Here is a 24,713-nt window from a genome sequence, read left to right as displayed (position 1 = left end):
AAATCCCCCTTACCCTACTATTAATATTTAACACTATTTTTATGCTTTGTAATACATTTAAAAGGAAATAATATAAAAAAATGAGAACAAGTATTATATAGCTTAATTTTAAAATTACAGTTGGTTTTGCTGCAAAAAGTAACTACAAAAAATTTTAGATAATAAGTGCTAAGCGAAACATGTTTGCTAGCCGATTTCCGTATTTAAGTTTGACTTTTTGTATGAAACCACAATTAATTTAACACAAAACAAAGGTAGGTTACAGCTGTGAGATTGTCTAAATATATAGCGGAAGCTGGTTTAGTATCACGAAGAAAAGCTGAGGAATTAATTGATAAAGGAAAGGTTACAGTAAATGGAGAGACGATACTAAAGCAGGGAATAAAGATTAATCCTAGTAGAGATAAAATAGAAGTTAATGGTAAATTATTAAAACCAGAACAGAAGACATATATTTTATTAAATAAACCATCAGGTTATTTGAGTAGTGTGAAAGACACACATGGTAGGCCAACTGTTTTAAACTTAGTGAAAAATATAGATGCTAGATTATACCCAGTCGGTAGACTTGATTTTGACACAGAGGGGCTAATAATTTTAACTAATGATGGTGAATTTACAAACCTTATGATTCATCCTAAATATAAAATAAGGAAGAAATACAAAGCTTTAATTAAAGGTAAAATAAACAAAGAAAAAATAGAAAGGCTTCGAAAAGGAGTGAAACTAGAAGACGGTATTACTGCACCTGCAAAGGTTAATTTTATAGAAAATATAAAAGATTCAAGTGAAATAGAACTAACTATCCACGAAGGAAGAAAACGTCAGATAAAGCGCATGTGTAAAGAGGTTGGGCATCCTCTATTAAAGCTTGAAAGAACTGCTATAGAATTTCTAACTACCGAAGGTTTGAAGAAAGGGGATTATAGAAAATTAAAATTGCATGAAATAAACCAACTAAAAAAAATAGCTTTTAAAAATCTATAATAGTTTTCACACCAAAGTGTATGTATAGAGATTTCATTATCAGTGTTATGTAGCTATATAGACATAGTTTAAGAAAAGAGGTATTACAAATTGAATCCTATTAAAAATATAGGTTTAGGAAAAATAAACGAAATAAAAGATATATTAAAAAAGCATAACTGCAGTAATATAAATAATTATTGTGTAGTTGTTTTTGCAGGTGATAATGGAATAAGTTATGAACATACAAGTAGTTATACCCCTTTTAGTTCACACGAAATAGTATTAAAGCACCTAAACAAAAAATCTCCTACTAGCTTCTTTTTAAATAGAATTAATAAAAGAGAATATATTGTTGATATAGGGCTATCAACTACTGTTAACAATAATGAAATAATTTATAAAAATATAAAAAAAGGTACCAAAAACTTTTTGTATGAAGATGCATTAACAAAAGAAGAAGTAATTCAAGCAATTAAAATAGGAGAAAAAGTATGGGATACAATATATGGTACAAATTTTGATATAATAGGAGTAGGGGAGATAGGTGTTGGTGATACAATATGTGCTTCGGCTGTTGTTTCATCTTTTTTGAAAGTATCACCGCAAAAAGTAGTTGGTAGAGGTTCATCGGATAATAAAGTATTAGATAAAAAAAACGATATTATAAAAAAAGCCTTAAAAATACGAACTCCTAATTCGAATAATATAGTAGATATTTTAGCTCGATTTGGAGGGCTAGAATTAGCAAGTTTAGTAGGATTTATATCAAAAGCAGCTGAAAAACAAACATTTATAATGTTAGATGGTTTTGTTACAACCGTAGCTGCCTTATTAGCGGTTGAAGTTGACAATAGGTGTTTAAAATATCTTATTGCTTCAAATCTAACTGAAGAAATTGGTCATCAAATTATACTAAAAAAGTTAAATATAAAACCACTGATCGATTTAGACCTCAACTATGGAGAAGGATTAGGATCATCTATTGCTCTATTCTTGGCGGAAATGGTTACAGGTATTAACGAATTTAAATTATAATAACATTAGGAGATGATAGAAGTGTCAAAGCTTAAAATAAAGGTGCGTTTTGATTATATGGGTAAAAGCAAAGGTGGAAAGTTGTTTATGGGTGGAAAAGATTCTGAGCATGTAGCTGAAGAAATAAGACAGCATAAAGTTTCATTAATAAGGAATATACCTGTTCAAGGAATTCATATTGAAGATATAGACATGAGTCAAGAAATATACTCTATTTATGATGATATTACTGGTAAAAGAGTAACATATGCACCTGTTATAATAAGTTTAAGCGCAGATACCATAGAAGACCTGATTAGATTTACGATGAAAGAGGAGTTTAGAACTATAGAAATTTTAGAACCACAAGAAATAACTTTAAGCAAACATGATATCGAAAGGTTTATATTTAAAACAAGTGAAGAATTAAAAGAATATAAAAATTACTTAGAAAGGCGAATAGATAGTTGGAAATAAACCTTAAGGAGGTTAAAACATGGGGAGGCTTGAGATGGATACCATTGTAAAAGCTGTTGATCATTTACCATCTTTGCCACATATCGTTGTACAGGTAATAGAACTTACTGAAGACCACAACTCTACTGCACAAGATATTAATAATGTACTTAATCAAGACCAAGGAATGACAGCTAGTGTATTAAAACTGGCAAACTCAGCATACTATGGCTTTCCACGTAGAATTTCAACTGTAACTGATGCTATAGTATTGTTAGGTTTTAGGACTGTACGTAGTATTGTAATGGCAGCATCTGTTAGTGATATATTAAATCAAGATATAGAGGCTTATGCCTTAGAACCTGGTGAATTATGGCGACATTCACAGACTTCTGCTATGGCAGCAAGAGCAATAGCTAAAAAGGCTAAGTTTCCAGCCTTAGATTTAGCTTATACAGGTGCTCTTTTACATGATATTGGTAAAGTTGTTTTGAATGATTTTTTAAAACAAGATTATCATAAAGTTATTGAGTTAGTTGAGCATGATGGAATTACTTTTATGGAGGCAGAAGATAAAGTGCTTGGTTTTAATCATGCTTTAGTGGGAGCAAAAGTAGCCGAAAAGTGGAATTTACCAGCTGAACTAGTGGAAGCTATACAACATCATCATATTCCAGAAAAAGCAGAAGTAAACCAAAAGCTTACAGCTATTGTTCATCTAGCTGATTTTATTAGTATTTCAATGGGCATAGGAATAGGGATAGATGGAATGTTACAGTCAGTTTCTAGCGAGCCAATTGAAATACTTAACTTAAATCAACTAGATATAGAAAAAATTATTTCAGATCTCACAGATAGTATTGCTGATGAACAAAGTTTCTAAAAAATAAATAAAAATAATTTGCTTTTAAATAGGCCTATTTGGTTGATTAAGGTCTATTTTTTTATGTTTTTCCAAAATAAAGATATGTGTTTAAACATGTATAATAAATATATTATTCTGGTTTAATGGTGTTTTTCTTAAAACCAATGTTAATTAGAAGTAAAATTTTTGTTTTTTATTACTAATACATAATTATGTATTGATTTTACTCAAATTCTGTTCTAATATTACAAAGAAAAATACTAATTAGTAGGTAGGTAATATATTGGAAAAAACAGTTAAAGATAATTTGGATTATACAAGTAATATAGATATATTTGCTGGTGGTTTTGGAAGTGGGAAATCAGAAATTGCCTTAAACTATGCAGTTGACAAGGCTAAATACTCAAAAGATTTAGTGCTTTCAGACTTAGATTTAGTAAACCCATATTTTGTTTCAAGAGATTTAAAAATTATGCTTGAGGAAAATGGTATAACTTTATCAGCACCTAGAGGGGAATTTACCTTTGGAGATGTACCACATATTCCTTCAGAAATAATTTCGATTCTTAATCAAGATCGTAATATTATTATAGATGTAGCTGGCGATGAAGTAGGATCACTTATATTAGGATATTTAAACAAATACATTAAGGCAAGACCATATAATTTTTATCTAGTATTAAATCCTTATCGGCCGTTTGCTCAAGATGCAGAAAGTATTATAGAGCTTAAAGAAACGCTTGAAAACGCAAGTAAACTTAAATTTACCGGCATAATAAGTAACCCGAATTTAGTTGAAGAAACTAATTTAGAAACTATAATAAATGGTCACAAAAAAGTTGAGGAATTTGCTAAAATATTAGAGTTGCCAGTAAATTTTATAACTGTAGGAAAGCAGTTTTACAACGATGTTGTTAAATATTACGGCAGTGTTGTAAAAGAAATCAAATTATACTTAAGGCCTAATATATTGTAGGGTTTGTTGAAGAAGGGGAGGAATGTAGGATGCCGAAGGGAAGAGTTCGTTTTGTTGCTGAACTCTGTAAAGCATGTCAGCTTTGTGTTCGTTTTTGTCCTAAAGATGTCTTATCATTGGACAAGCATATCATCAACGTTTTAGGCTACCATCCGGTAAAAGCAATTAATCCAGATGATTGTAATGGGTGTGCAACTTGCGCACTGATGTGTCCGGATCTTGTTATTACGGTAGAAAGGGAGTGATGATATGAGCAAAGTGTTAATGAAAGGGAATGAAGCACTTGGAGAAGGTGCATTAATAGCAGGTTGTAGATCTTATTTTGGTTATCCAATTACACCATCTAGTGAAATTGCCGAATATATGGCAAAAAAACTACCTAAACTAGGAGGAGCATTTGTTCAGGCAGAAAGTGAGGTTTCTGCTATAAATATGGTATATGGAGCTTCTTCAGCTGGGAAAAGAGTAATGACAGCATCATCAGGTCCAGGAATAAGCTTGAAGCAAGAAGGAATATCCTTTTTAGCTGAAGGTGAACTACCTAGTGTTATTGTTAATATATCTAGAGGAGGTCCTGGATTAGGTGGAATTCAGCCTGCTCAATCTGATTATTTTCAAGCCACTAGAGGTGGAGGACATGGTGACTATCATATTATGGTCTTAGCTCCAGCAAGTGTACAAGATATGATGGATTTTGCTATTGAAGGTTTTGAGTTAGCTGATCGTTATCGTATTCCGGTTATGCTTATGGCTGAAGGGACTTTAGGTCAAATGATGGAGCCAATAATTGTTAGAGAACCAGTAACTGATTTTTATGATAAATCTTGGGCTACCACTGGATGTAAAGGTAGAGAACCTAATATAATTAATACACTTCATTTGCCACAAGATGAGATTGAAAATAGGAATATTTACTTAGCAAATAAATATAAAGAAATTAAGGCTAACGAAAAAAGAGCCGAAACATTTATGACTGAAGATGCAGAACTAGTTGTTGTTGCTTTTGGATTAATGTTTAGAATAGTAAAAAGGGCTGTAATTGAAGCTAGGAAACAAGGAGTAAAGGTTGGTTTAATAAGACCAATTACTTTATGGCCTTTCCCTGATGAGCATATCAAAAAGGCTGCTGAAACCGCGAAAAGATTCTTATCAATAGAAATTAGTATGGGACAAATGGTAGAAGATATTAGATTAGCTGTTAACGGCAAAGTACCAGTGGATTTTTATGGAAGAATAGGAATGACTCCTAATCCTGAAGAGATAACACAGCAATTATTGCTAGTTGCCGAAAAGGAGGGAGCATAATGAAAATTGTAGCAAAAAGACCGGAAAGTTTAACAGAAACAAGATACCACTACTGTCCTGGTTGCACACATGGTATAATTCATAGAGTAGTAGCAGAATGCATGGATGAATTAAATATTAGAGAACAGACTATAGGAATATGTCCTGTAGGTTGTGCCGTAATGGCATATAAATATTTTAATTGTGATATGATAGAAGCTGCTCACGGCAGGGCACCAGCTATAGCTACGGGATTAAAAAGAACTCAACCTGATAATGTAATATTTACTTATCAAGGTGATGGTGATCTTGCATCAATAGGAATGGCTGAAATAGTTCATGCCTCTGCACGTGGTGAAAATATAACAGTTGTATTTGTGAATAATGCTATATATGGTATGACAGGTGGACAAATGGCTCCAACTACTTTATTGGGTCAAGTAACTTCAACCTCACCTTATGGAAGAAAAATTGAGCAAGAAGGTTATCCAATTAGAATGGCAGAATTATTAGCTCAGAACGAAGGTTCATCATATATTAGTAGAGTTGCAGTTAACAAGCCAGCTAATGTAGCTAAAGCTAAAAAATCATTAAAAAAAGCCTTTAATAATCAAATAAACAAAAAAGGATTCTCTATGGTAGAAATTTTATCTACCTGTCCAACAAACTGGGGTATGAATCCTCTTGACGCACTAGAGTGGCTAGAGGATAAAATGATACCATATTATCCATTAGGGGAATTTAAAGTTAAGGAGGATTAAGTAGTATGGCTAAGGAAAGACAGGTATTATTTGCTGGTTTCGGAGGGCAAGGCGTTTTATCAATGGGACAATTTTTAACACATGCAGCAATGGGCTCTGGAAAACATGTTTCTTGGGTACCATCATATGGTGCAGAAATGAGAGGCGGTACAGCTAATTGCTTAGTAACTATTGCTGAAGATGAAATTAGTTCACCATTAACCGATAGTCCTGCTATGGCAGTTATTATGAATCGTCCTTCATTAGATAAGTTTGAGCCCAAGGTTAAGCCTAACGGTACTATAGTAGTTAATTCATCATTAGTTGATCGAAAACCTAGTCGTGATGATTTAAATGTATTAGAACTTCCAGTTAACAAACTAGCAGAAGAAATGGGTAATCCTAAATCTGCCAACATGATACTTATAGGAGCATATTTGCAAAAAACTGGTGTTGTAAATGTTGAAGACGCACTAGATTACTTTGAAGATATTTTTAAAGGTAAAAAAGAAAGTGTGATAGAAAATAATAAGGAGGCTTTTTTAGCTGGAGTAAAATATGCCAAAGAAAACTGGTAAATTAGAAAAACTTAGTAATTTAAAAAAAATAGTACAAAAGCTTGATTCAGTTATTTTAGCATATTCGGGCGGGTTAGATAGCTCATTCTTATTATGGGTATTATCACAAGAAATAAAAAAAGATAACTTAATAGCAATAACTTGCTATTCAGCTATTACTCCTTCTGTAGAAATAAAAACTGCACACAAAATGACAAAATACTTAGGTGTAAACCATTTTTTAGTAGAAACACCTGAGATAGATTGTGAAGATTTTATGAAAAATGACCTTTTACGTTGTTATTATTGCAAACGTGAAAGGTTTGCTTTTTTATACAGCTTAGAAACTCATTTAGATAACCCAATAATATTAGAAGGGTCACAAATTGATGACTTAAATGATTATAGGCCAGGGATGAAAGCAATAAAAGAATTTAATATAAAAAGTCCATTAATTGCAGCTGATTTGAATAAAAATGATATAAGGGAGATTAGTAAAGTAGAAGGATTACCATTTGCTAATTTAGAAACTGAATCATGTCTAGCTACACGAATTAAAACAGGACAGAAAATTGAAATTAATTTACTGAAAAAAATAGAAGCAGCTGAACAATATATTAAAGAATTAGGTATTAACTTTATACGGGTAAGGATTAATGGTGATGAAGCTAGGTTAGAATTAAAACCTTGGGATATTGATAAAGCATTTTTAAGAAGAAAAAAGATAATTGAAAGATTAAGTGTTATTGGGTTTGAAAAAATATCTTTAGATCTTTATGGATATCAGGAGTAGTGAAATATGAATGAGAAAAAGGTAATGGATATATTGCAAAAGGTTCAAAGCAATACAATAACTTTACAGGAAGCCTATGATTTAATTAAAACAAATCCTTATGATGACTTAGGCTTTGCAAAGATAGATAATTACAGATATATAACTAGCAATTATCCTGAAGTAGTATTTTGCCAAGGCAAAACAACAGATCAGTTAGTTAAAATTTTCAAAACTCTTTTAAAAAATAATAATTCTTTATTAGGTACTCGTATACCCAAAGATGTTTATGATGAAATTAAAAGTTTAATACCTGAATTAATGTATAATGAAACAGCTCAAATAATTTATAAAAAAAATCAAACTTTTAAAACTTCCGGCAATATAGCTGTAATAACTGCAGGTACTGCAGATATACCAGTTGCTGAAGAAGCAGCAGTATCACTAGAAGTTATGGGTGCAGAGGTTAACCGTGTATATGATGTTGGTGTTGCAGGTATACATAGGTTGTTTGATAAACTAGAATTAATAAATCAATCTTCGGTAATAATTGTTGTAGCTGGTATGGAAGGGGCACTTGCAAGTGTAGTTGGGGGCTTAACTCCAAAACCAGTGATAGCCGTACCCACAAGCATTGGATATGGGGCCAACTTTAATGGTTTATCGGCTCTTCTTAGCATGTTAAATTCTTGTGCGAACGGAGTTGGAGTGGTTAATATAGATAATGGATATGGAGCAGCTGCACTAGCTTTTTCGATTCTTAGGACAATTTCTCATGGATAAACAAACTATCTCAGGCATAAGATAGAAGAGGATAATACTGTCTGAGAGGTGATAAATTGAAGCGTTTTTTTAACTTGCTTGAAAAATACTTAATTAGGTTTATTGTTTTAGGAATTATAGCAACTGTTTTAGTTCAAGGGTTAATGACTCATGAACCTATGAGGATGTATCTAAGTTGGAGTGAAAGAATGGAGGGGCAAGCGATAAATTTTCCCGTTAATGAAGAAGATTCTGAAATATATACATCTAACAAACCATCTACTGATGAAGTAACATCTCCTTACGCAACTTTAACAATAGAAGTACAAGAATTTTCATCATTACCAAAAGCTTATGTTATGATTAATGAAGAAAAAAATAATAGTTTTGCAAGTAATCAAGTTAGGATAGAAGTGATGGCAGGAGATATTATAAAAATTGATTCAACAGCCTACAACTTCCCCATTACTTTTAATATAATAGATATATCAGACAATCTTGCTTATCCTAAAGATCAACAATCATTTATTACTAATAAAAGTGTAGTAATGATTGGGAAAGTAGTTGTAAAATAAAAGAAAAATAGGGGGAGATTTTACTTGGATATTGGAAGTAAAATTGTTGCAACATCAGCAATAAAAATTGCCTTAACAACTTCAAGACAGGAAGAGGCAGATTTGAAAAAGGAATTTTTAAATCAGTACAATGTTAAAGCTGTAGCAGTTGATTATGGGGGAGAATTTATTAATTCAGTTGGTAAAATAGTGGAAAGATCTGTAGTTGCAGCAAAACGAGAAGGTGTTATTAAAGATAGCCATGCAGATGAAGGGGCTGTAGCTGGTGCTGCCAGAGAAGCTATTTCGCAAATAATGCCCAAAGCTTTAGGACTTAATGTTGGTGGAAAAATTGGTGTTGCCCGTCACGCTGACCATGTAAGTGTAGCAATATTTTTGGGTATAGGATTACTACATCTTGATGAAGTAGCTATTGGCTTAGGTCATAGGGCAGTATCATAATTTTAATAAGGAGTAGGTTCATAAATGGCATTAAGAGGCATAAGAGGTGCTGTTACTGTAAGTAACGACAGTGCAGAAGAAGTACTAAAAGCTACCCGTGAATTACTTGATGCTATAACTATAGAAAATGAACTTTTAATTAGTGATATAGCTAGTGTATTATTTACAGTTACCTCTGATATAAAATCAGTTTTTCCTGCAGAGGCAGCAAGAACAATGGGGTGGGATGCCGTTCCACTTTTGTGTTTTCAAGAAATTGAGGTGCCCGGAGCACTACCAAAGTGTATAAGGGTATTAATACATATAAATACTAATAAACTTCAAAAGGATATTAAACATGTTTATATAGGTGAGGCTAAAAAATTACGAAAAGACCTTAATTAAACCCCGTAGCTGGGGTTTTTTGCTTTTCTGTAGTGTTTATCTTAGTAGAAAGCTTAGCACGAAAAGGAAACATCCCTTTTCGTGCCCATTACTATGGATTATAAACAATAGTTGAATAATTTAATGTATACACTTAACGTTAGGAGCATGAATCGTTGATTAATATACCTTGCGGAGTCTGGCGCTTTTTATGTACATAGCAACATTAAGTATTTACTCACCCATCACCTTTATAACTACTCTTTTCTTTCGTCTGCCATCAAATTCTGCATAAAATACTTCCTGCCATGGACCTAAATCTAGTTTACCATCTGTAACTGGAAGAATAACTTGATGGTGAATTAAAAGGCTTTTTAGATGAGCATCCCCATTATCTTCGCCAGTTCTGTGATGTAGATACTCAGGACCAAATGGTGCGAGTTCTTCTAGCATTTTATCCAAGTCCTCAATTATCCCTGGTTCATTATCATTTACATAAACTCCCGCAGTTATATGCATAGCACTAACTAATATCATACCTTCTTGTATACCGCTTTTTTCTAAGGCATCACGTACTTGATTGGTGATACGTATATACTCTCTTCTTTTCTCAGTATTAAACCATAAATAATCTGTATAAAACTTCATTTAAAAATCCTCCTTTGGGTAATAGTTTACTTGATATAGGTCATTTCTTCTTTGACTTAAAACAGGTATTTCTTGTCTTACCTTATTGACTACATCTAAGTCGATTTCACCCATGACAATTCCTTCACCTTCATCAGTTTGTGCTATTATTGTACCCCAAGGATTAACAATCATTGAGTGTCCCCATGCTTGATATCCAGCATCAGGATTTCTAGAAGGTGCAGCTGCTACAACAAAAACTTGATTATCAACAGCTCGGCTTCGCATAATTAATTCCCAGTGAAGTGGACCAGTAGTTAGATTAAAAGCTCCAGGAATAATTATAATCTGTGCTCCGTTTAAAGCAGCTATTCTTGCTAGCTCTGGAAACCTACCGTCATAACAAATCATTACACTTATTCCTATTCCTTTATACTTAAAAACTTCAATAGTATTACCGGCAGATAGAGTTTCGGATTCTTGAAATTTTATCTTTCCAGGTATATCAATATCAAAAAGATGAACCTTGCGATGTTTATTAACTAAATTACCATTAGCATCAAAAACATAGCTAGTATTATAAATCTTATCATCATTGTCTTTTTCTACAATAGAACCACCAACTAATAAAACCTTATGTTCTCGAGCCATTTCTGATAAAAACTTAGTTGTTTCACCCCCAAAGGGCTCTGCGTAAGCTGGGAATAAATCGGTTTGATATGGAGAATTAAAAACTTCGGGCAAAACAACCATATCAGCACCTTTTTTTGCAGCTTCTTGAATTATTTTTTGAGCATTTGAAAGGTTTGTTTTCTTATCACTACCAACTTTCATTTGACATATGGCAGCTAAAATATTCAATATAAAACCTCCTAATATTAAAGAAATAAAAATTATCAGGATAACATATCCTAAATGATGTTATTATAATACAAAGTCAAAATAATTTATAGTGAATTAAGGAGTAGCACCTTGTATACTATATAAGTATTAATTCTATTAAAGTAATAGCCAAATTAATCTTTATATAACGATTTATATTGCTTTAATGCTATACTTAATATTAATCATTGATAAATTAAAAATACTAAAATTGCATTAAATTTTGGAGGGGTTAGCAATGAAGCCATTTAGACTTGCTTCCCGTGAATACAGAAAAGAAGATTCTATAGTAATTATACCTGCTACAGAAGAATCAGTATCAATAGGTGAAGGTTATTGTACTATAATAGCTGGACCTTGTGCTGTGGAAAATGCTGATCAATATATAGATTTAGCATGTACGCTTAAGAGTGTAGGTGTTCATATTTTACGGGGTGGGTTATTTAAACCTCGAACATCACCGTACTCATTTAAAGGTTTAGGTATAGAAGGTTTAGAAATTATGGAGGAAGCCAAGAAAAAAACTGGACTTCCTATAATAACTGAAATAATGGATATAAGAGAATTGGACTTTATGTATAATACTGTAGATATACTTCAAATAGGAAGTAGAAATATGCAAAACTTTTCATTACTTGAAGAAATAGGAAAAGTAGACAAGCCTATACTGTTAAAACGTGGTCTATCAGCAACTATTGAAGAGTGGTTACTTGCTGCTGAATATGTATTAAATGGTGGAAATACTAACCTGATTTTATGTGAGAGAGGGATTCGCACCTTTGAACCTTATACTAGAAACACAGTAGATATAGGAGCAATTCCACTAATAAAAGAACTATCTCATCTGCCTATAATAGTGGATCCAAGCCATGCAACTGGCAAATGGAAAATGGTGGGACCTGTCTCGCGAGCAGCAATTGCTGCTGGAGCTGACGGTATTATGGTCGAAGTACATCCTGAGCCCGATCGTGCTTTATCAGATGGAAAACAGTCTTTAACTCCGGAAAACTATAAAAAACTTTACAGTGAAACTATAGCCTTAGCAAAATTAGGCAACAAAAAATTAAAATAGTTTTATGAGTTATATGGAAAAAAATATCTTTAAGTATAAAGGCGTTTCATGTTTTACAATTTTTGATTCTGCTGCAAAAAGTAACTACAACAAACTTAAGGCTGAGCAAACATGTTTATCTAAGTCCTTAAGTAGCAAGGCGTGGTGCATAGATCACGGCTAAGTATAAATAAAAAATCATTTTAGATAATAAGTGCTAAGCTAAAATGAAGGTAAAGACCGATGAGTGGCGTGATAAACATGTTTGCTCAGCCGATTCCATAGCCTAAGTTTAGCTTTTTGCAGTGAAACCAATTTTTGCATAATCAAATTAAGAATTAAATAATAAATTTTGCTCCAAAATAAGAAAAACTATTTTGGAGGCAGATATGTCAGATTACAACAAAGAGCTACCTTTAAAAGCTATTTTAATGGTAGCTCTTTATTTTTTTATAATATTTGCAGCTATGATTAACTATAACTATTTAGTTCCTGAAAGAAGGGCTAAAGATGTGTATGCAGAGTTTTTGAATAATCCAACTTTACTAGAAAATACTAAAAAGGACTATTTACACCTAGGAAATGAAATAGATATGGTGTATATAAACGCTGACAACCTTAAAAAAGAATATTTCAAACTTGATAATCCATATTCAATACTAACTAAAAACAGGGCAGATATAAATAAAGAACTTATAGTATTTTATATGACAGCAGTTAACAAAACGCAGTCAGAACCTGAAAATATAATAATTAATGCTCGAGTTTTAGTAAGAAAAATAGAGAATCAATGGTTAGTAACAAATCTTTATATAGATAAATTGCAAAAAACTAAAAAGCAGAATTATTTAACTATTAATTAATATTAGTCTAAAAATATCTTGAATAATTAATATATTTAATGATAGTATTTATTATGTAGGATAGTTAGATAATAAAAAAATGTAGTATGGTAGGATGGTGGGAAAATTAGCAGTAGGCATAAAGCCGTTGGTGATTTTTGTCACTAATGGCTTATTGTGTTTTCTCACCTCCACAAAAGGAGGTTTTTTAATGATTATTGTAATGGAGAAAAATGCTGGTCACGAAAAGATCGGTCAGGTAACATCAAAGTTAGAATCTAAAGGATTTCAAGTGCACCTATCAGAAGGTGTAGAACGTACTATTATAGGTGGTATTGGGCAAAGGACTCAAGAGGTCATTGAACTATTTGAAAGTTTACCCGGAGTTGAAAAAGTAGTACCTATACTAAATCCTTTTAAACTTGCATCCAGAGAATTCAAGCAAGAAACAACTACTATTCAGGTTGATAACCAGAGCATAGGGGATTTAAATGTTCAGATTATAGCTGGTCCTTGTGCTGTTGAAGGAAGAGATGAGTACTTAGAAGTAGCTCAGATGCTTAAAGAAGCAGGTGCAACCATGTTAAGGGGTGGTGCTTTTAAACCGCGTACTTCACCATACTCCTTCCAAGGACTAGAAAGAGAAGGACTTGAAATTTTAAAAGAGGCTAAAGAAATAACGGGTCTTCCAGTAGTAACTGAGATTGTAGATCCTAGAATAGTAGATATGATTGCTGATTTTGCAGATATATTACAGGTTGGTGCAAGAAATATGCAAAACTTCTTTTTACTAAAAGAACTAGGCAGAGTTAAAAAACCTGTACTATTAAAAAGAGGTCCCTCAGCAACAATAGAAGAATGGATAATGGCAGCAGAATATATTATGTCTAGTGGAAATAAAAATGTTATTCTTTGTGAACGTGGAATTAGAACCTTTGAAAAACACACACGTAACACTTTAGATATTAGTGCAGTTCCTATTATAAAACAATTAACTCATTTACCCATCATAGTTGACCCTAGCCATGGAACAGGTAAATGGGAATTAGTAGAACCCATGACATTAGCAGCTGTAGCTGCTGGGTGTGATGGGGTTATGGTAGAGGTTCATCAAAATCCAAGCGAAGCCTTATCAGATGGCCCTCAATCATTAAAACCTAATAACTTTAATAATTTAGTAAAAAAAGTTAATAATTTAAGAATAGCATTACAAGCAAGCAAAGGAGAATCTGTTGTTGAAGTATAATGTTACAATTATTGGTGTAGGGCTAATTGGAGGTTCATTAGCCCTTTCTTTAAAAGATTCACCATTAATAAATAAAATTATCGGTATAGACACAAATGAAGAAGGATTAAAAAAAGCGGTATCATCAGGTATTATAGATACCGCTTTAAATTTAAAACAAGGGGTAAGCGATGCAGATATTATTTTTATCTGTACACCACTAAGTACATACAGTACTATTCTTAATGAAATAAAAGATAATCTAAAAACGGGTGTGATAGTTACTGATGTAGGTAGTACTAAACAAAAAGTAATGCAGCTTTATCAAGAGATTTTATCCGATGAGGTAATAGCTATAGGGGGACACCCTATGGCAGGATCTGAAACAGGTGGTCTAGAAGGTGCAGATAAATATCTCTTTGAAAATGCTATTTATGTTTTAACTCCTTTTAATAATACAGATGAAAAATATATTGACATACTAAAACAAGTACTTTCTGCAACTGGAGCTAAAATCAAAGTATTAGAACCTGTTCAGCATGATTTTACTGTAGCTATAATTAGCCACGTTCCTCACATAACTGCTGCAGCATTAGTTAATCTAACTAAAGGGAACCCAAATGATTTAATGTTAGCCGCAGGTGGCTTTAGAGATACTACTAGAATTGCATCATCTAACATCAAAATATGGGAAGATATCATTTTTACTAATAAAAACCAGCTGATTCCTGCATTAGAAAGCTTAATAAACATTCTTACAGATTATAAAGAAATTATAGAGAACAATCAACTTAAAGGGTTAAGTGAATATTTAACTTCGGCAAAAACCATTCGTGATTCTATACCAGCTATAAGAAAAGGTCTTTTACCTAGCTTTGTAGATATAATATGCATAGTTCCAGATAAGCCGGGCATTATAGGTCAAGTTGGATTATTATTAGGAAATATAGGAATAAATATAGTAGATATTGAAATTTTGCGAGCTAGAGAAGGTGATGGCGGAACTATGCGTATTGGTGTACCCACACTCAAAGATGCCGAAGAAGCAATAAAAAAACTAAGTAAAGAAAATATAAAAGCATGGCTAAAATAGGAGGAAAAAATGAAAAGCGTATTAACTAACTCAAAACCACTTAAAGGTGAAATAACAGTAGGACCTGATAAGTCCATTTCACACCGCGGTGTAATACTTTCCTCTGTTGCAGATGGTGAAGGAATAGTAAAAAATTATTTACATTCAGAAGATATATTTTCTACCATTAATTGTATGAATATGCTAGGAGTAGATATAAAAATAACTCCAGAAAAATTAATAATTAAAGGTAAAGGACTAAATGGCTTAAAGGAGCCTAATCAAGTATTAGACTGTGGAAACTCGGGGACTACAATGCGTTTATTATCAGGAGTTCTCGCTAGTAACAAATTTTTTTCAGTAATGAGTGGTGACTCCTCACTAAACAATAGACCAATGAAAAGAGTTATAGAACCATTAAAAACAATGGGTGTACAAGTTTATGCTCGGGAAGATAATTATGCACCTATAGCAATACAAGGTTCAGAACAAATAAATGGAATAGAGTATAGACTACCTGTAGCAAGTGCTCAAGTGAAATCATCTCTAATCTTAGCGGGATTGAAAGCAAATAGTCCTAGCACAATAATAGAACCAGCTAAAACCCGTGATCATACTGAAAGAATGCTTAAAGCTATGGGGGCAGATATCAATCAAGAGGGTTTACAGATTAAGTTAAATCCAGTTGATGAGCTAAAACCACAAGAGTTTATAGTGCCTGCAGATATTTCCTCAGCAGCATTTTTCATTGTTGCAGCATTAATAGTAAAAGGCTCTGAATTAAAAATTCGAGAAGTAGGGATTAATTCAACTAGGGCAGGTTTAATTAATGTATTACTTAACATGGGAGCTAATATAAAACTAGAAAACGAACAAATAATAGGTGGAGAGCCAGTTGCTGATATTATAGTTTCTTATTCGCAGTTAAAGGCTACCGATATATCAGGTGATATAATTCCAACCTTGATAGATGAACTACCTATTTTAGCTGTAGCTATGGCAACTGCAGAAGGAGAATCAAAAGTTACAGGAGCGTCTGAGTTAAGGGTTAAAGAAACAGATAGAATTAAATCTACATGTAGTGAACTACAAAAAATAGGGGTAAACATAAAAGAATTAGAAGATGGATTTACTGTCAAAGGGCCTAACAAACTAAAAGGTGCAACAGTAGAATCTTATAAAGATCATCGAATTGCAATGAGCTTAGCTATAGCTGCATTAATCGCGGAAGGTGAAATGTTAATAAATGACTCAGAGGCAGTAAGTATTTCCTTTCCGGAATTTTGGGATATTTTAAACAGCGCAATTAAATAAAAAAATACTTAAATTAAAATGAAAAATATATATATGTTATTTAAACACCTACAGAATTATTATGTAGGTGTTTATTAAATTTTCTACGCAATAATTAAAGGATAATATGCAAAAAAATAGAAATTAAAAATATTCTTAATAATTGATTATTATAGTGAATAGTCTTAGTAAAAAACTATTATATAAATTATATAGTAAGGGGTGGGGAATAAAACTTAGGATAATTTTCTCGTCGAATAGATACTAGTAGAAAGGGTGAATTAAATGGAAGAAAAATTAAGACTATTACAAGTGAAATGTGAGGGTGACCAAGATTTTGCAGATAAGCTTTTTAGCTTTGAAAAATCAGAAGAAGTGCAAAGTTACTTAAGTGAAAATGGCATGGATTTCAGCATAGAAGAAATCAATGAATTAAAAGATGTAATAAACATGTCATATGAAATGGGTGAGATATCTGATAATGACCTTGAAAATGTAGCTGGAGGAGGTCCAGTAGCTAGTTATTTAATTACTGTTGCTGCTGCTGATATAATTTCTGGTGGTAGAATATCTTCAAGTTTTAAACAATCGGCAAAAAAAGTTGGTCGTGCTCTTACCAGTTGGTAATTGTTTGCTGAGATTAAATAAATTGTAATTATCAAAAGTAGAAATAAAGAAAAAAGACCCAAAATAAAGTGGAATTCTTTGTTTTGGGTCTTTTTTATATTTTTTAAAGTTTGCTTAAAGTTTATTTAAAAATTTTTAAAGTAAATTTAAGGTCAAAAATAAAGGGGTTTTTTTACCTATTGGGGAATAATTTAGTAGTTTATAAAGTTTTTTTGTATTTGATGGAGATAAATAACTAATGAAAAATAACAAAGCAGATAATCTAAATTTTGCACGTTATAAAGTATTATTAGTTGTATTTGGATTAATAGTAATAATCATGTCTTTTACTGGATTTGTTAATTATATAAGCTTTGCTAATAATTACAATGAATCTTTAGCTAAAACTTATGCAGTAGCTGGAAATGAAAAAGTAAGAGAGATTGAATATGCACTTAAATATGGTAAACCAATAGACAACTTTTTTGGCATGCATGAAACATTAGAAGAGTTAACCGAAGTTATAGCAGATGTAGATGACATAAAGATAGTTACACCTAATGGTGCTATATTATATGACTTAGAAGGCTTCGTTATTGATAAACATATACCAGATGAGCTTATAAATGCTGCAGTATTTAATGAAGGTTTAGTAGATGAAAATTTAAGCTATAAGATTTTTCAAAATCAAACATATGTATTCATAGAAATAAATGATTATAATTCACATCATGTAGCTAGCCTCGTAATGGTTTTTCCTCAAGATATATTTTTGCAACTCGATAGTCCTTTAACAATGCAATTAGTAACTTATCTTATATTGATAGCAGTTATTGTTTTAGGTCTTCTATCAATAATATTCTTAAAAACTAGACTTGTTCATAAAGATAACACTATAAATAAAAAAAGATTTTTAATTGTGTTTATAGCCATTATGGGAATAGCGCAAATGTTATACAGCAGTGTAAACTATCATGTTTATCATAATGCTTATAATGACATGGCCTATACCAGCAAGGAGTTCATTGTAAGTACTATAGATAATAATATTGAAAATATATATTCATCAGGACTAAGTTTAGATAATATAGAGGGATTTGAAAGCTATATAGAATCCATAAAAACTAGTCTACCACAAATAGATGAGATTGGTTTAGTTACTAAAGGAGAATCAGAGTTACAACTAACATCAGCAAACAAGGTTGATGTTTTAGTTTCTTACGACTATATAGATCAACAGATGTTTAGGATTCTGTTGGATATGATTACGGTATTAATAATATCAGTGTTTTTCATGGTAGAGTTAACATTGCTCGCATTTATCATTTTTCTAAGAAAACCTGATAAGAACTTAAATTTACAAAGTAATGGTGCTGTAGCAACAAGCCATGGTTTAGTTAGAGGATTAACTTTCTTTATTAATTTATGTGCATTTATGTCCTTAACTTTTATTGCTATTGTAATGAATAATTTATATCAACCGATTTTGGGCTTGTCAAAGGATGTAGTACTAGGACTACCACTTTCAGCAGAAATGCTAGGGGGGATAATTGCTATTATCCTAGCTGGTTGGTCAATAAGTAAACAGGGTTGGAGAACTATTCTATATATAGGTGGCATGTTTCTGTTACTTGGTAATCTTCTATCGGGTTTTAGCAATGATGCTATTACATATATTGTTTCAAGAGCAATAGCAGGTTTTGGATTAGGTTATATTTTGATGTCATTAAGAAGTTTGGTGGTATCACTACCTAAAACAAATATAGCAATTGCAGAATTTGCTGCTGGTGCTATAGCAGGTTTAAATTGTGGTGTTGTAATAGGAGGAATGTTAGCTGATCGAATTGGTTATGATGCTACATTTTATTTAGCAGCCATATTAGCTATTATTCCAATTTTATTTGTTCGCAGATTAATGGGTGAATATGAAATAGAACAAAGAGAAACAAGTGATATATCTGCACTAGCAAAGTTTATAAACTTTATTGCAGATAAAAAAGCAATTGTATTTTTAGCTTGTATTTTCATACCATTTTTCATCAGTGGAGCCTTTTTAGATTACTTTTTCCCATTATTTGCTGCAAGTCATGATCTTACACAAAGTGATATTAGTAGAGGGTTTTTATTACATGGGCTTTTTATTATCTATTTAGGGCCACTGTTAACAAAATATGCAACAAATAAATTAGGGAACAAAAATGGAATAATTTTTTCTATGTTTATAGTAGTAAGTGCATTAGCAACATTCATGGCTTTTGGAACTATTGCCGCAGCTTTTGTTACCCTTGCTTTATTAGGTATTGCTGAAAGTTTCGGCATGGCCATGAAAACTTCATACTTTTTAAACTTAAAAGGAATTAAAGATTTAGAAATAAATCAAGGCATGGCATATTTTAGCTTTATGGTTAATCTAGGTAGAATGCTTGGGCCAATCATGTTTGGAATCGCTTTATCTTTAGGAATAAAAATGGGGATAGGAATTATAGCATTATTTATATTCTTACTTCTATTAGTATTTATTTTTTCAAATAGGCAAATGCCAATACATAGCAATAAGTCGTTATCATGATAAAGTATTATTTTAAGAGAGTTGAGGGTTTGTTATGGAAAGATTCAAATGTTTATTAATACTTTGCTTTATATTTATGTTTTGGACAACAGGTTGTTTTAATGTTGATTTAGCAGAACAAAGAGAAAGAGATGCAGGTAGAGGCAACACAATTCTTATAGGTGTACCTTTACCTATGGAATTTGCTAAGGAAAATACTAAATTTATAAATGGACTAAGATTAGCATTAAATGAAATAAATGAAGAAGGAATTAACGGGAAGAAAATAGAGCTTGATATAAGAGATGATAAAGGTAATTTTAAAGAAGCTGTAGATATAGCTCAAGAATTTAGCGAAAATACCAATATGCTTGCGGTAATAGGACATTGGTTTTCAGATATCTGTATACCAGTTTCAAGTATATATGAAGATGCAGGAATGCTAACTATTGTGCCAACAGTTTCAAATCCAGAACTAACCAGACACGGATACAATTATATTTTTCTAAATATAGCAAGTGATAATAGTATAGCTGATTCCATGGCTGAGTTTGCACAAGACAGTGGTTATCAGCGTGTAGTTATTTATTATGAAGACTCAACTTATGGTCGCAACTTTGCAAACACTATAGAAAATATTTCTCATAAGCATGATATTAAAGTTGTTGATAGAAGATCAGGTTTAACAACTAGTGGACAATTTAAAAGAGCTCATGATAAATGGAATGCTCTAGAGTATGATGCTGTTTTAGTAGCCCTTAATATGCCAGAAGGTGCTGATTTTATTAGGCAATTAAGAAATATAAATGATGAAGTAGGAATTATTACTGGAGATGCCTTAGATGTAGGGAACTTTATTGAGGTTCTAGGTGGAGATGCTGAAGGTGTAGTAATAACAACTGGCTATAATCCATATCACGATACACCTGAGTTACAAAAGTTTACCGAGAAATATAAAAGTGAATATAACGAAAATCCAGACTTATGGGCAATACAAGGATATGAATCACTAATGCTTATTGCTCACGCTCTTGAAAATACAAACTCATATTCACCAGATGTATTAGCAGATTATTTACGCAATATGGATCCAGTACAAACTACTTTAGGAGAAGTGCATTTTAATGAGTTCTCAGAAATAACAGGTAGAAACAATTATCAAAAGGTAGTTGTTGATGGCGAATTTATATATCTTGAATAAACATTTTTTATAAAAGGAAGGTAAAAAAATGTCAGGACAAATATTTAGAAAAGTAGCATTAGACCGATTATCTTCTCCAGAAGAACTTGATCAACGATTAACGGTAATTAACCCTATAGGTTGGATAGCTCTAAGCGCTATTGGTTTACTATTATTTGCAGGTATTATATGGGGATTTTTTGGTAGTATACCTGAAAAAGCTGAAGGTTATGGAATAATCATTTCCAGTGGTGGAGTTCATAGTGTTGTTCATCATGCAAATGGACAAATAATTGATGTAACCGTTAATGATGGCGATTATGTAAAAGCTGGCCAAACCATAGCAAGAATAGAGCAACCTGATGTTATTAATCAAATAAATCAACTTAAGGAAGACCTTGATGCTATCAAATCTATTGACTTAGAAAACGATAAGATAGATCAAACTGACCTCAATTTAAACATTTATGGAAACATTAGCCAAAATTTGAGAGAGTATCAAGCATCTAAAGGAGCATTGGAAACTCAAAGAACACAATATTATACTCAAAAAGCTGAATCAGAGTATCATTTAGAGCTAGCAAGATTGCAATATGAAAACAGTTTAGAAAAGTTTAATAACTACAAAATATTATATGAAAATGGAGCTATTTCACATGCGGATTTCAAAGATGTCGAAAGACAATTGACGGCACATGAATTAGAGTACAATACCAAAAAGCAAAACATAAATGATTTACCATTATCTCAATTAATACAGGCAGAATCAGATATAATGGCACAGAAAAAATGGCTTGAAAATTATATTTACTTATCTACTGAAGATTTAAAACAAAACATTAATAAGCTTCAAAGAGAATTATTAAATAATAGCAGAATTATAGCTAATACGTCAGGTAGAGTATTAGAAATGCAGTTTTCAAAAGGTGATATGGTCCAAGCGGGTGGCACAGTATGTACAATTGCAGTAGGGGAAGAGGAGCTACAGCAAGATACATTAGAAGCAATAATATATGTTCCAGTTGATAAAGGTAAAAGAGTAAAACCAGGAATGGAAGCAATGATATCTCCTACTACAGTTGAAAAGGAAGAGCATGGATTTATGGTTGGAAATGTAGTAAGTGTTTCAGAGTATCCCGCAAGTTTTCAAGGTATGATGTTAACTTTAGGTAGTGATAACCTTGTTAATCAGTTAATGGAGGCAGGTGCACCAATTGAGGTTAAAGTAGAACTTGTTTTGGACAGCACTACACCTAGTGGTTACAGGTGGTCCACTGCTGAAGGACCACCCATAGAAGTAGATGGAGGTACAATTTGTTTAGGAGAAGTTGTAGTTCAAGAAAGAACGCCTATTAGTATGGTGATACCTTTTATTAAAAGGGTTTTACCTATTTATTAGTATATTTGCTACTTGAAATTTTGAGGTGATAGTTTGCTTAAAAAACAAACCATAAATAAAGTTCCATCTATATTACAAATGGAGGCTGTTGAATGTGGTGCAGCTTCATTAGCCATGATTTTAGCTTATTACAAAAAATACTTACCTTTAGAACAACTAAGGGAAGACTGTGGGGTCACACGTGATGGTGTTAAAGCTAGTAATATTTTAAAAGCAGCACGTAGACATGGTCTAATAGCTAAAGGATTTAGGCAAGAACCTGAGGATTTAAAAGAAATGCAACTTCCAGCAATTATTCACTGGAATTTTAATCACTTTCTTGTTTTAGAAGGATTTGATAAAGATAAAGTATACCTAAATGATCCGGCAAGTGGTCCTAAAGTTGTATCTGAAGAAGAGTTTGACTTATCTTTTACAGGAGTAATACTAACCTTTGAACCTGATTCTGATTTTAAACCAAGTGGTAATAAGCCTAATTTGCTTGAATCACTAAGTAATTGGTTAACTGGATCTGAAGTAGCAATAACTTATCTAGTTATAGTTGGCTTACTACTTGTTATACCTGGCTTGATTGTTCCTGCTTTTAGTAAGATTTTCATTGATGATATTTTGATAGCAGGCAGAGAAAATTGGTTAAAACCGTTGCTGTGGGGAATGGGAGTAGTTGTTATTATCCAAGCAACACTTACTTGGTTACAACAACACTATTTATTGAAATTAGAAACTAAAACAGCTGTAAGCAATGCAGGGAAATTTTTTTGGCATATATTTAGATTACCTGTAAACTTTTTTCAGCAACGCTCTGAAGGTGATATATCAGAAAGATTAAAAAGTAATGACACTGTTGCTGCTTTTTTATCTAGAGAATTAGCAGAAGTAGCTATAGGACTTTTAACAATAATTTTTTATTTTATTGTGATGCTGAACTATAGTGTGATTCTAGCTTTACTTTCTTTAATTACAGCGCTAATCAGTATTGCTTATCTAATTTATTCATCCAAAAAAATAGAAACCATGAACAAGAAACTTTTGCAAGACCAGGGGAAAGTAATGGGTTTTTCAATTTCTGGATTATTCATAATTGAAACCTTAAAAGCATCAGCGTCTGAATCAAATTATTTTTCTAAATGGTCAGGATATCATGACAAATCAATAAATTCTCAACAGAAATTAGGAAAAACACAAAATATATTAATCCAATTGCCTAATTTCTTGGCTGAGTTTTCTAATGTTTTAATCCTATTTGTAGGTGGGCTTCTAATAATGACTGGCAATTTAACTATAGGAGCACTTATTGCGTTTCAGTTGTTACTAAAGGTTTTTATGGAACCAGTAAACGACATAACTCAAATGGGAATGGACTTAAAGAAAGTACAAGGTGACATTAATCGTTTAGAGGATGTATTTAAATACAATACCGATGAAAATGTAGACAGAGAAGTAGAAGTAGCTAAAGAAGAAGATGCTTATAAAAAATTAGAAGGATATATAGAGCTAAAAGATTTATCTTTTGCATATAACCCTTGGGATCCACCATTAATAGATAACTTTAATCTTACCCTCAAACCTGGATCAAGAGTAGCATTAGTAGGTGGTTCTGGTAGTGGTAAAAGTACGATCGCTAGACTAATATCTGGAATCTATAAACCCTGGTCAGGAGAAATATTATTTGATGGAATAAATAGTGAAAAATTGCCACGAAATGTAATAATTAACTCAATGGCTGTAGTGGACCAAGATATAATGCTATTTGATGGCACAATAAGGGATAACCTTACAATGTGGGATAACACAATATCTGATTTTAACATCATTAGGGCTGCTAAAGATGCCTGCATACATGATGATATAACTATGAGAGAAAATGCTTATGAACATAAAGTTAGTGAAGGTGGCGCTAATTTTAGTGGTGGACAAAAACAAAGGTTAGAAATTGCTAGAGCTTTAGCAGGTAATCCTTCAATTATAATACTTGATGAGGCAACTAGTGCCTTAGATGTCCATACAGAAAAAAAGGTTGATGAAAATATTCGTCGCCGTGGTTGTACTTGCGTCATTGTTGCCCATCGTCTAAGTACAATTAGAGATTGTGATGAAATAATAGTTATGGATAAAGGGAAAATCGTAGAGCGTGGAACTCATGATGAACTAAAAGATGCTGAAGGTCTTTATGCACAATTGATTAGTGCTTAATTACCTTGAAAGAGGTGCTTA

At 32.2% G+C, this 24,713-nt stretch carries 26 protein-coding genes; 24 read left to right on the top strand and 2 right to left on the bottom strand.

Features of this window, described 5'->3' with window-relative positions:
• Positions 1–267: 267 nt before the first annotated feature.
• The 14 genes from SYNTR_RS06320 to aroH all read left to right on the top strand — a co-directional run bounded on the left by SYNTR_RS06320 (position 268) and on the right by aroH (position 9,795).
• Positions 268–987: a pseudouridine synthase gene (locus tag SYNTR_RS06320; protein WP_156203729.1), complete on the top strand. Its 720-nt coding sequence runs from the start codon at positions 268–270 to the stop codon at positions 985–987.
• A 90-nt stretch (positions 988–1,077) separates the two neighbouring features.
• The gene (locus SYNTR_RS06315) at positions 1,078–2,004 is read left to right on the top strand and encodes a nicotinate-nucleotide--dimethylbenzimidazole phosphoribosyltransferase (protein WP_156203728.1); all 927 of its coding nucleotides are present in this window, start codon (positions 1,078–1,080) and stop codon (positions 2,002–2,004) included.
• Between the two features lie 21 nt (positions 2,005–2,025).
• Positions 2,026–2,460, top strand: coding sequence for a hypothetical protein (locus SYNTR_RS06310; RefSeq protein ID WP_156203727.1), 435 nt, complete (start codon positions 2,026–2,028; stop codon positions 2,458–2,460).
• Positions 2,461–2,494: 34 nt separating this feature from the next.
• Positions 2,495–3,322: an HDOD domain-containing protein gene (locus SYNTR_RS06305; RefSeq protein WP_243140147.1), complete on the top strand. Its 828-nt coding sequence runs from the start codon at positions 2,495–2,497 to the stop codon at positions 3,320–3,322.
• A gap of 265 nt (positions 3,323–3,587) precedes the next feature.
• Positions 3,588–4,280, top strand: a complete 693-nt coding sequence (locus SYNTR_RS06300) for a hypothetical protein (RefSeq protein WP_156203725.1) — start codon at positions 3,588–3,590, stop codon at positions 4,278–4,280.
• 29 nt (positions 4,281–4,309) lie between these two features.
• Complete coding sequence (locus SYNTR_RS06295) at positions 4,310–4,525, top strand: 4Fe-4S binding protein (protein ID WP_156203724.1); 216 nt, start codon at positions 4,310–4,312, stop codon at positions 4,523–4,525.
• Positions 4,526–4,529: 4 nt separating this feature from the next.
• The gene (locus SYNTR_RS06290; protein ID WP_156203723.1) at positions 4,530–5,585 is read left to right on the top strand and encodes a 3-methyl-2-oxobutanoate dehydrogenase subunit VorB; all 1,056 of its coding nucleotides are present in this window, start codon (positions 4,530–4,532) and stop codon (positions 5,583–5,585) included.
• Complete coding sequence (locus SYNTR_RS06285; protein ID WP_156203722.1) at positions 5,585–6,325, top strand: thiamine pyrophosphate-dependent enzyme; 741 nt, start codon at positions 5,585–5,587, stop codon at positions 6,323–6,325. The genes SYNTR_RS06290 and SYNTR_RS06285 overlap by 1 nt, the downstream gene beginning before the upstream one ends.
• Before the next feature lie 5 nt (positions 6,326–6,330).
• Positions 6,331–6,882 (top strand): 2-oxoacid:acceptor oxidoreductase family protein, encoded by a 552-nt coding sequence (locus tag SYNTR_RS06280; RefSeq protein ID WP_156203721.1) that lies wholly within the window; start codon positions 6,331–6,333, stop codon positions 6,880–6,882.
• Complete coding sequence (gene larE / locus SYNTR_RS06275; protein ID WP_156203720.1) at positions 6,863–7,654, top strand: ATP-dependent sacrificial sulfur transferase LarE; 792 nt, start codon at positions 6,863–6,865, stop codon at positions 7,652–7,654. Before SYNTR_RS06280 ends, larE begins: the two co-directional genes overlap by 20 nt.
• A 6-nt stretch (positions 7,655–7,660) precedes the next feature.
• Positions 7,661–8,416 (top strand): nickel pincer cofactor biosynthesis protein LarB, encoded by a 756-nt coding sequence (gene larB / locus SYNTR_RS06270; RefSeq protein WP_156203719.1) that lies wholly within the window; start codon positions 7,661–7,663, stop codon positions 8,414–8,416.
• Between the two features lie 56 nt (positions 8,417–8,472).
• Positions 8,473–8,970 carry a hypothetical protein gene (locus SYNTR_RS06265; RefSeq protein WP_156203718.1) on the top strand — a complete coding sequence of 166 codons (498 nt, stop codon included), beginning with the start codon at positions 8,473–8,475 and terminating at the stop codon, positions 8,968–8,970.
• Between the two features lie 24 nt (positions 8,971–8,994).
• Positions 8,995–9,411, top strand: coding sequence for a HutP family protein (locus tag SYNTR_RS06260; protein WP_156203717.1), 417 nt, complete (start codon positions 8,995–8,997; stop codon positions 9,409–9,411).
• Positions 9,412–9,435: 24 nt separating this feature from the next.
• On the top strand, positions 9,436–9,795 hold the full coding sequence (gene aroH / locus SYNTR_RS06255; RefSeq protein WP_156203716.1) for a chorismate mutase: 360 nt from the start codon (positions 9,436–9,438) through the stop codon (positions 9,793–9,795).
• Between the two features lie 213 nt (positions 9,796–10,008).
• Here the strand turns inward: aroH and SYNTR_RS06250 are convergent, their stop codons facing one another.
• Both SYNTR_RS06250 and SYNTR_RS06245 read right to left on the bottom strand, forming a co-directional pair.
• Positions 10,009–10,422 carry a secondary thiamine-phosphate synthase enzyme YjbQ gene (locus tag SYNTR_RS06250; protein ID WP_156203715.1) on the bottom strand — a complete coding sequence of 138 codons (414 nt, stop codon included), beginning with the start codon at positions 10,420–10,422 and terminating at the stop codon, positions 10,009–10,011.
• Complete coding sequence (locus SYNTR_RS06245; protein ID WP_320411433.1) at positions 10,423–11,262, bottom strand: carbon-nitrogen hydrolase family protein; 840 nt, start codon at positions 11,260–11,262, stop codon at positions 10,423–10,425.
• A 259-nt stretch (positions 11,263–11,521) separates the two neighbouring features.
• Here SYNTR_RS06245 and aroF (SYNTR_RS06240) point away from each other — a divergent pair, with 259 nt between their 5' ends.
• From aroF (SYNTR_RS06240) to SYNTR_RS06195, 10 genes are all read left to right on the top strand, one after another.
• Positions 11,522–12,355, top strand: a complete 834-nt coding sequence (gene aroF / locus SYNTR_RS06240; protein WP_156203714.1) for a 3-deoxy-7-phosphoheptulonate synthase — start codon at positions 11,522–11,524, stop codon at positions 12,353–12,355.
• Between the two features lie 368 nt (positions 12,356–12,723).
• Positions 12,724–13,197 carry a hypothetical protein gene (locus SYNTR_RS06235; RefSeq protein WP_156203713.1) on the top strand — a complete coding sequence of 158 codons (474 nt, stop codon included), beginning with the start codon at positions 12,724–12,726 and terminating at the stop codon, positions 13,195–13,197.
• Positions 13,198–13,387: 190 nt separating this feature from the next.
• Positions 13,388–14,422: a 3-deoxy-7-phosphoheptulonate synthase gene (aroF, locus tag SYNTR_RS06230; RefSeq protein WP_156203712.1), complete on the top strand. Its 1,035-nt coding sequence runs from the start codon at positions 13,388–13,390 to the stop codon at positions 14,420–14,422.
• On the top strand, positions 14,412–15,494 hold the full coding sequence (locus SYNTR_RS06225) for a prephenate dehydrogenase (protein ID WP_197079041.1): 1,083 nt from the start codon (positions 14,412–14,414) through the stop codon (positions 15,492–15,494). Before aroF (SYNTR_RS06230) ends, SYNTR_RS06225 begins: the two co-directional genes overlap by 11 nt.
• 9 nt (positions 15,495–15,503) lie before the next feature.
• On the top strand, positions 15,504–16,787 hold the full coding sequence (gene aroA, locus SYNTR_RS06220) for a 3-phosphoshikimate 1-carboxyvinyltransferase (RefSeq protein ID WP_156203710.1): 1,284 nt from the start codon (positions 15,504–15,506) through the stop codon (positions 16,785–16,787).
• Positions 16,788–17,051: 264 nt separating this feature from the next.
• On the top strand, positions 17,052–17,393 hold the full coding sequence (locus SYNTR_RS06215) for a Nif11-like leader peptide family RiPP precursor (protein ID WP_156203709.1): 342 nt from the start codon (positions 17,052–17,054) through the stop codon (positions 17,391–17,393).
• A 238-nt stretch (positions 17,394–17,631) separates the two neighbouring features.
• Positions 17,632–19,941: an MFS transporter gene (locus SYNTR_RS06210; RefSeq protein WP_156203708.1), complete on the top strand. Its 2,310-nt coding sequence runs from the start codon at positions 17,632–17,634 to the stop codon at positions 19,939–19,941.
• 34 nt (positions 19,942–19,975) lie between these two features.
• On the top strand, positions 19,976–21,121 hold the full coding sequence (locus tag SYNTR_RS06205; protein WP_156203707.1) for an ABC transporter substrate-binding protein: 1,146 nt from the start codon (positions 19,976–19,978) through the stop codon (positions 21,119–21,121).
• Positions 21,122–21,149: 28 nt separating this feature from the next.
• The gene (locus SYNTR_RS06200) at positions 21,150–22,499 is read left to right on the top strand and encodes an NHLP bacteriocin system secretion protein (protein WP_156203706.1); all 1,350 of its coding nucleotides are present in this window, start codon (positions 21,150–21,152) and stop codon (positions 22,497–22,499) included.
• Positions 22,500–22,532: 33 nt separating this feature from the next.
• Entirely contained in the window at positions 22,533–24,692 is a 2,160-nt protein-coding gene (locus SYNTR_RS06195) for an NHLP family bacteriocin export ABC transporter peptidase/permease/ATPase subunit (protein ID WP_320411432.1), read from the top strand.
• The last annotated feature ends 21 nt before the right edge of the window (positions 24,693–24,713 follow it).

It is taken from the genome of Candidatus Syntrophocurvum alkaliphilum (assembly GCF_009734445.1).
In the GTDB taxonomy this organism is placed as follows: domain Bacteria; phylum Bacillota; class Syntrophomonadia; order Syntrophomonadales; family Syntrophomonadaceae; genus Syntrophocurvum; species Syntrophocurvum alkaliphilum.
The sequence above is the reverse complement of the archived record's forward strand: the minus strand, read 5'-3'. Positions and strand labels throughout refer to the sequence as shown.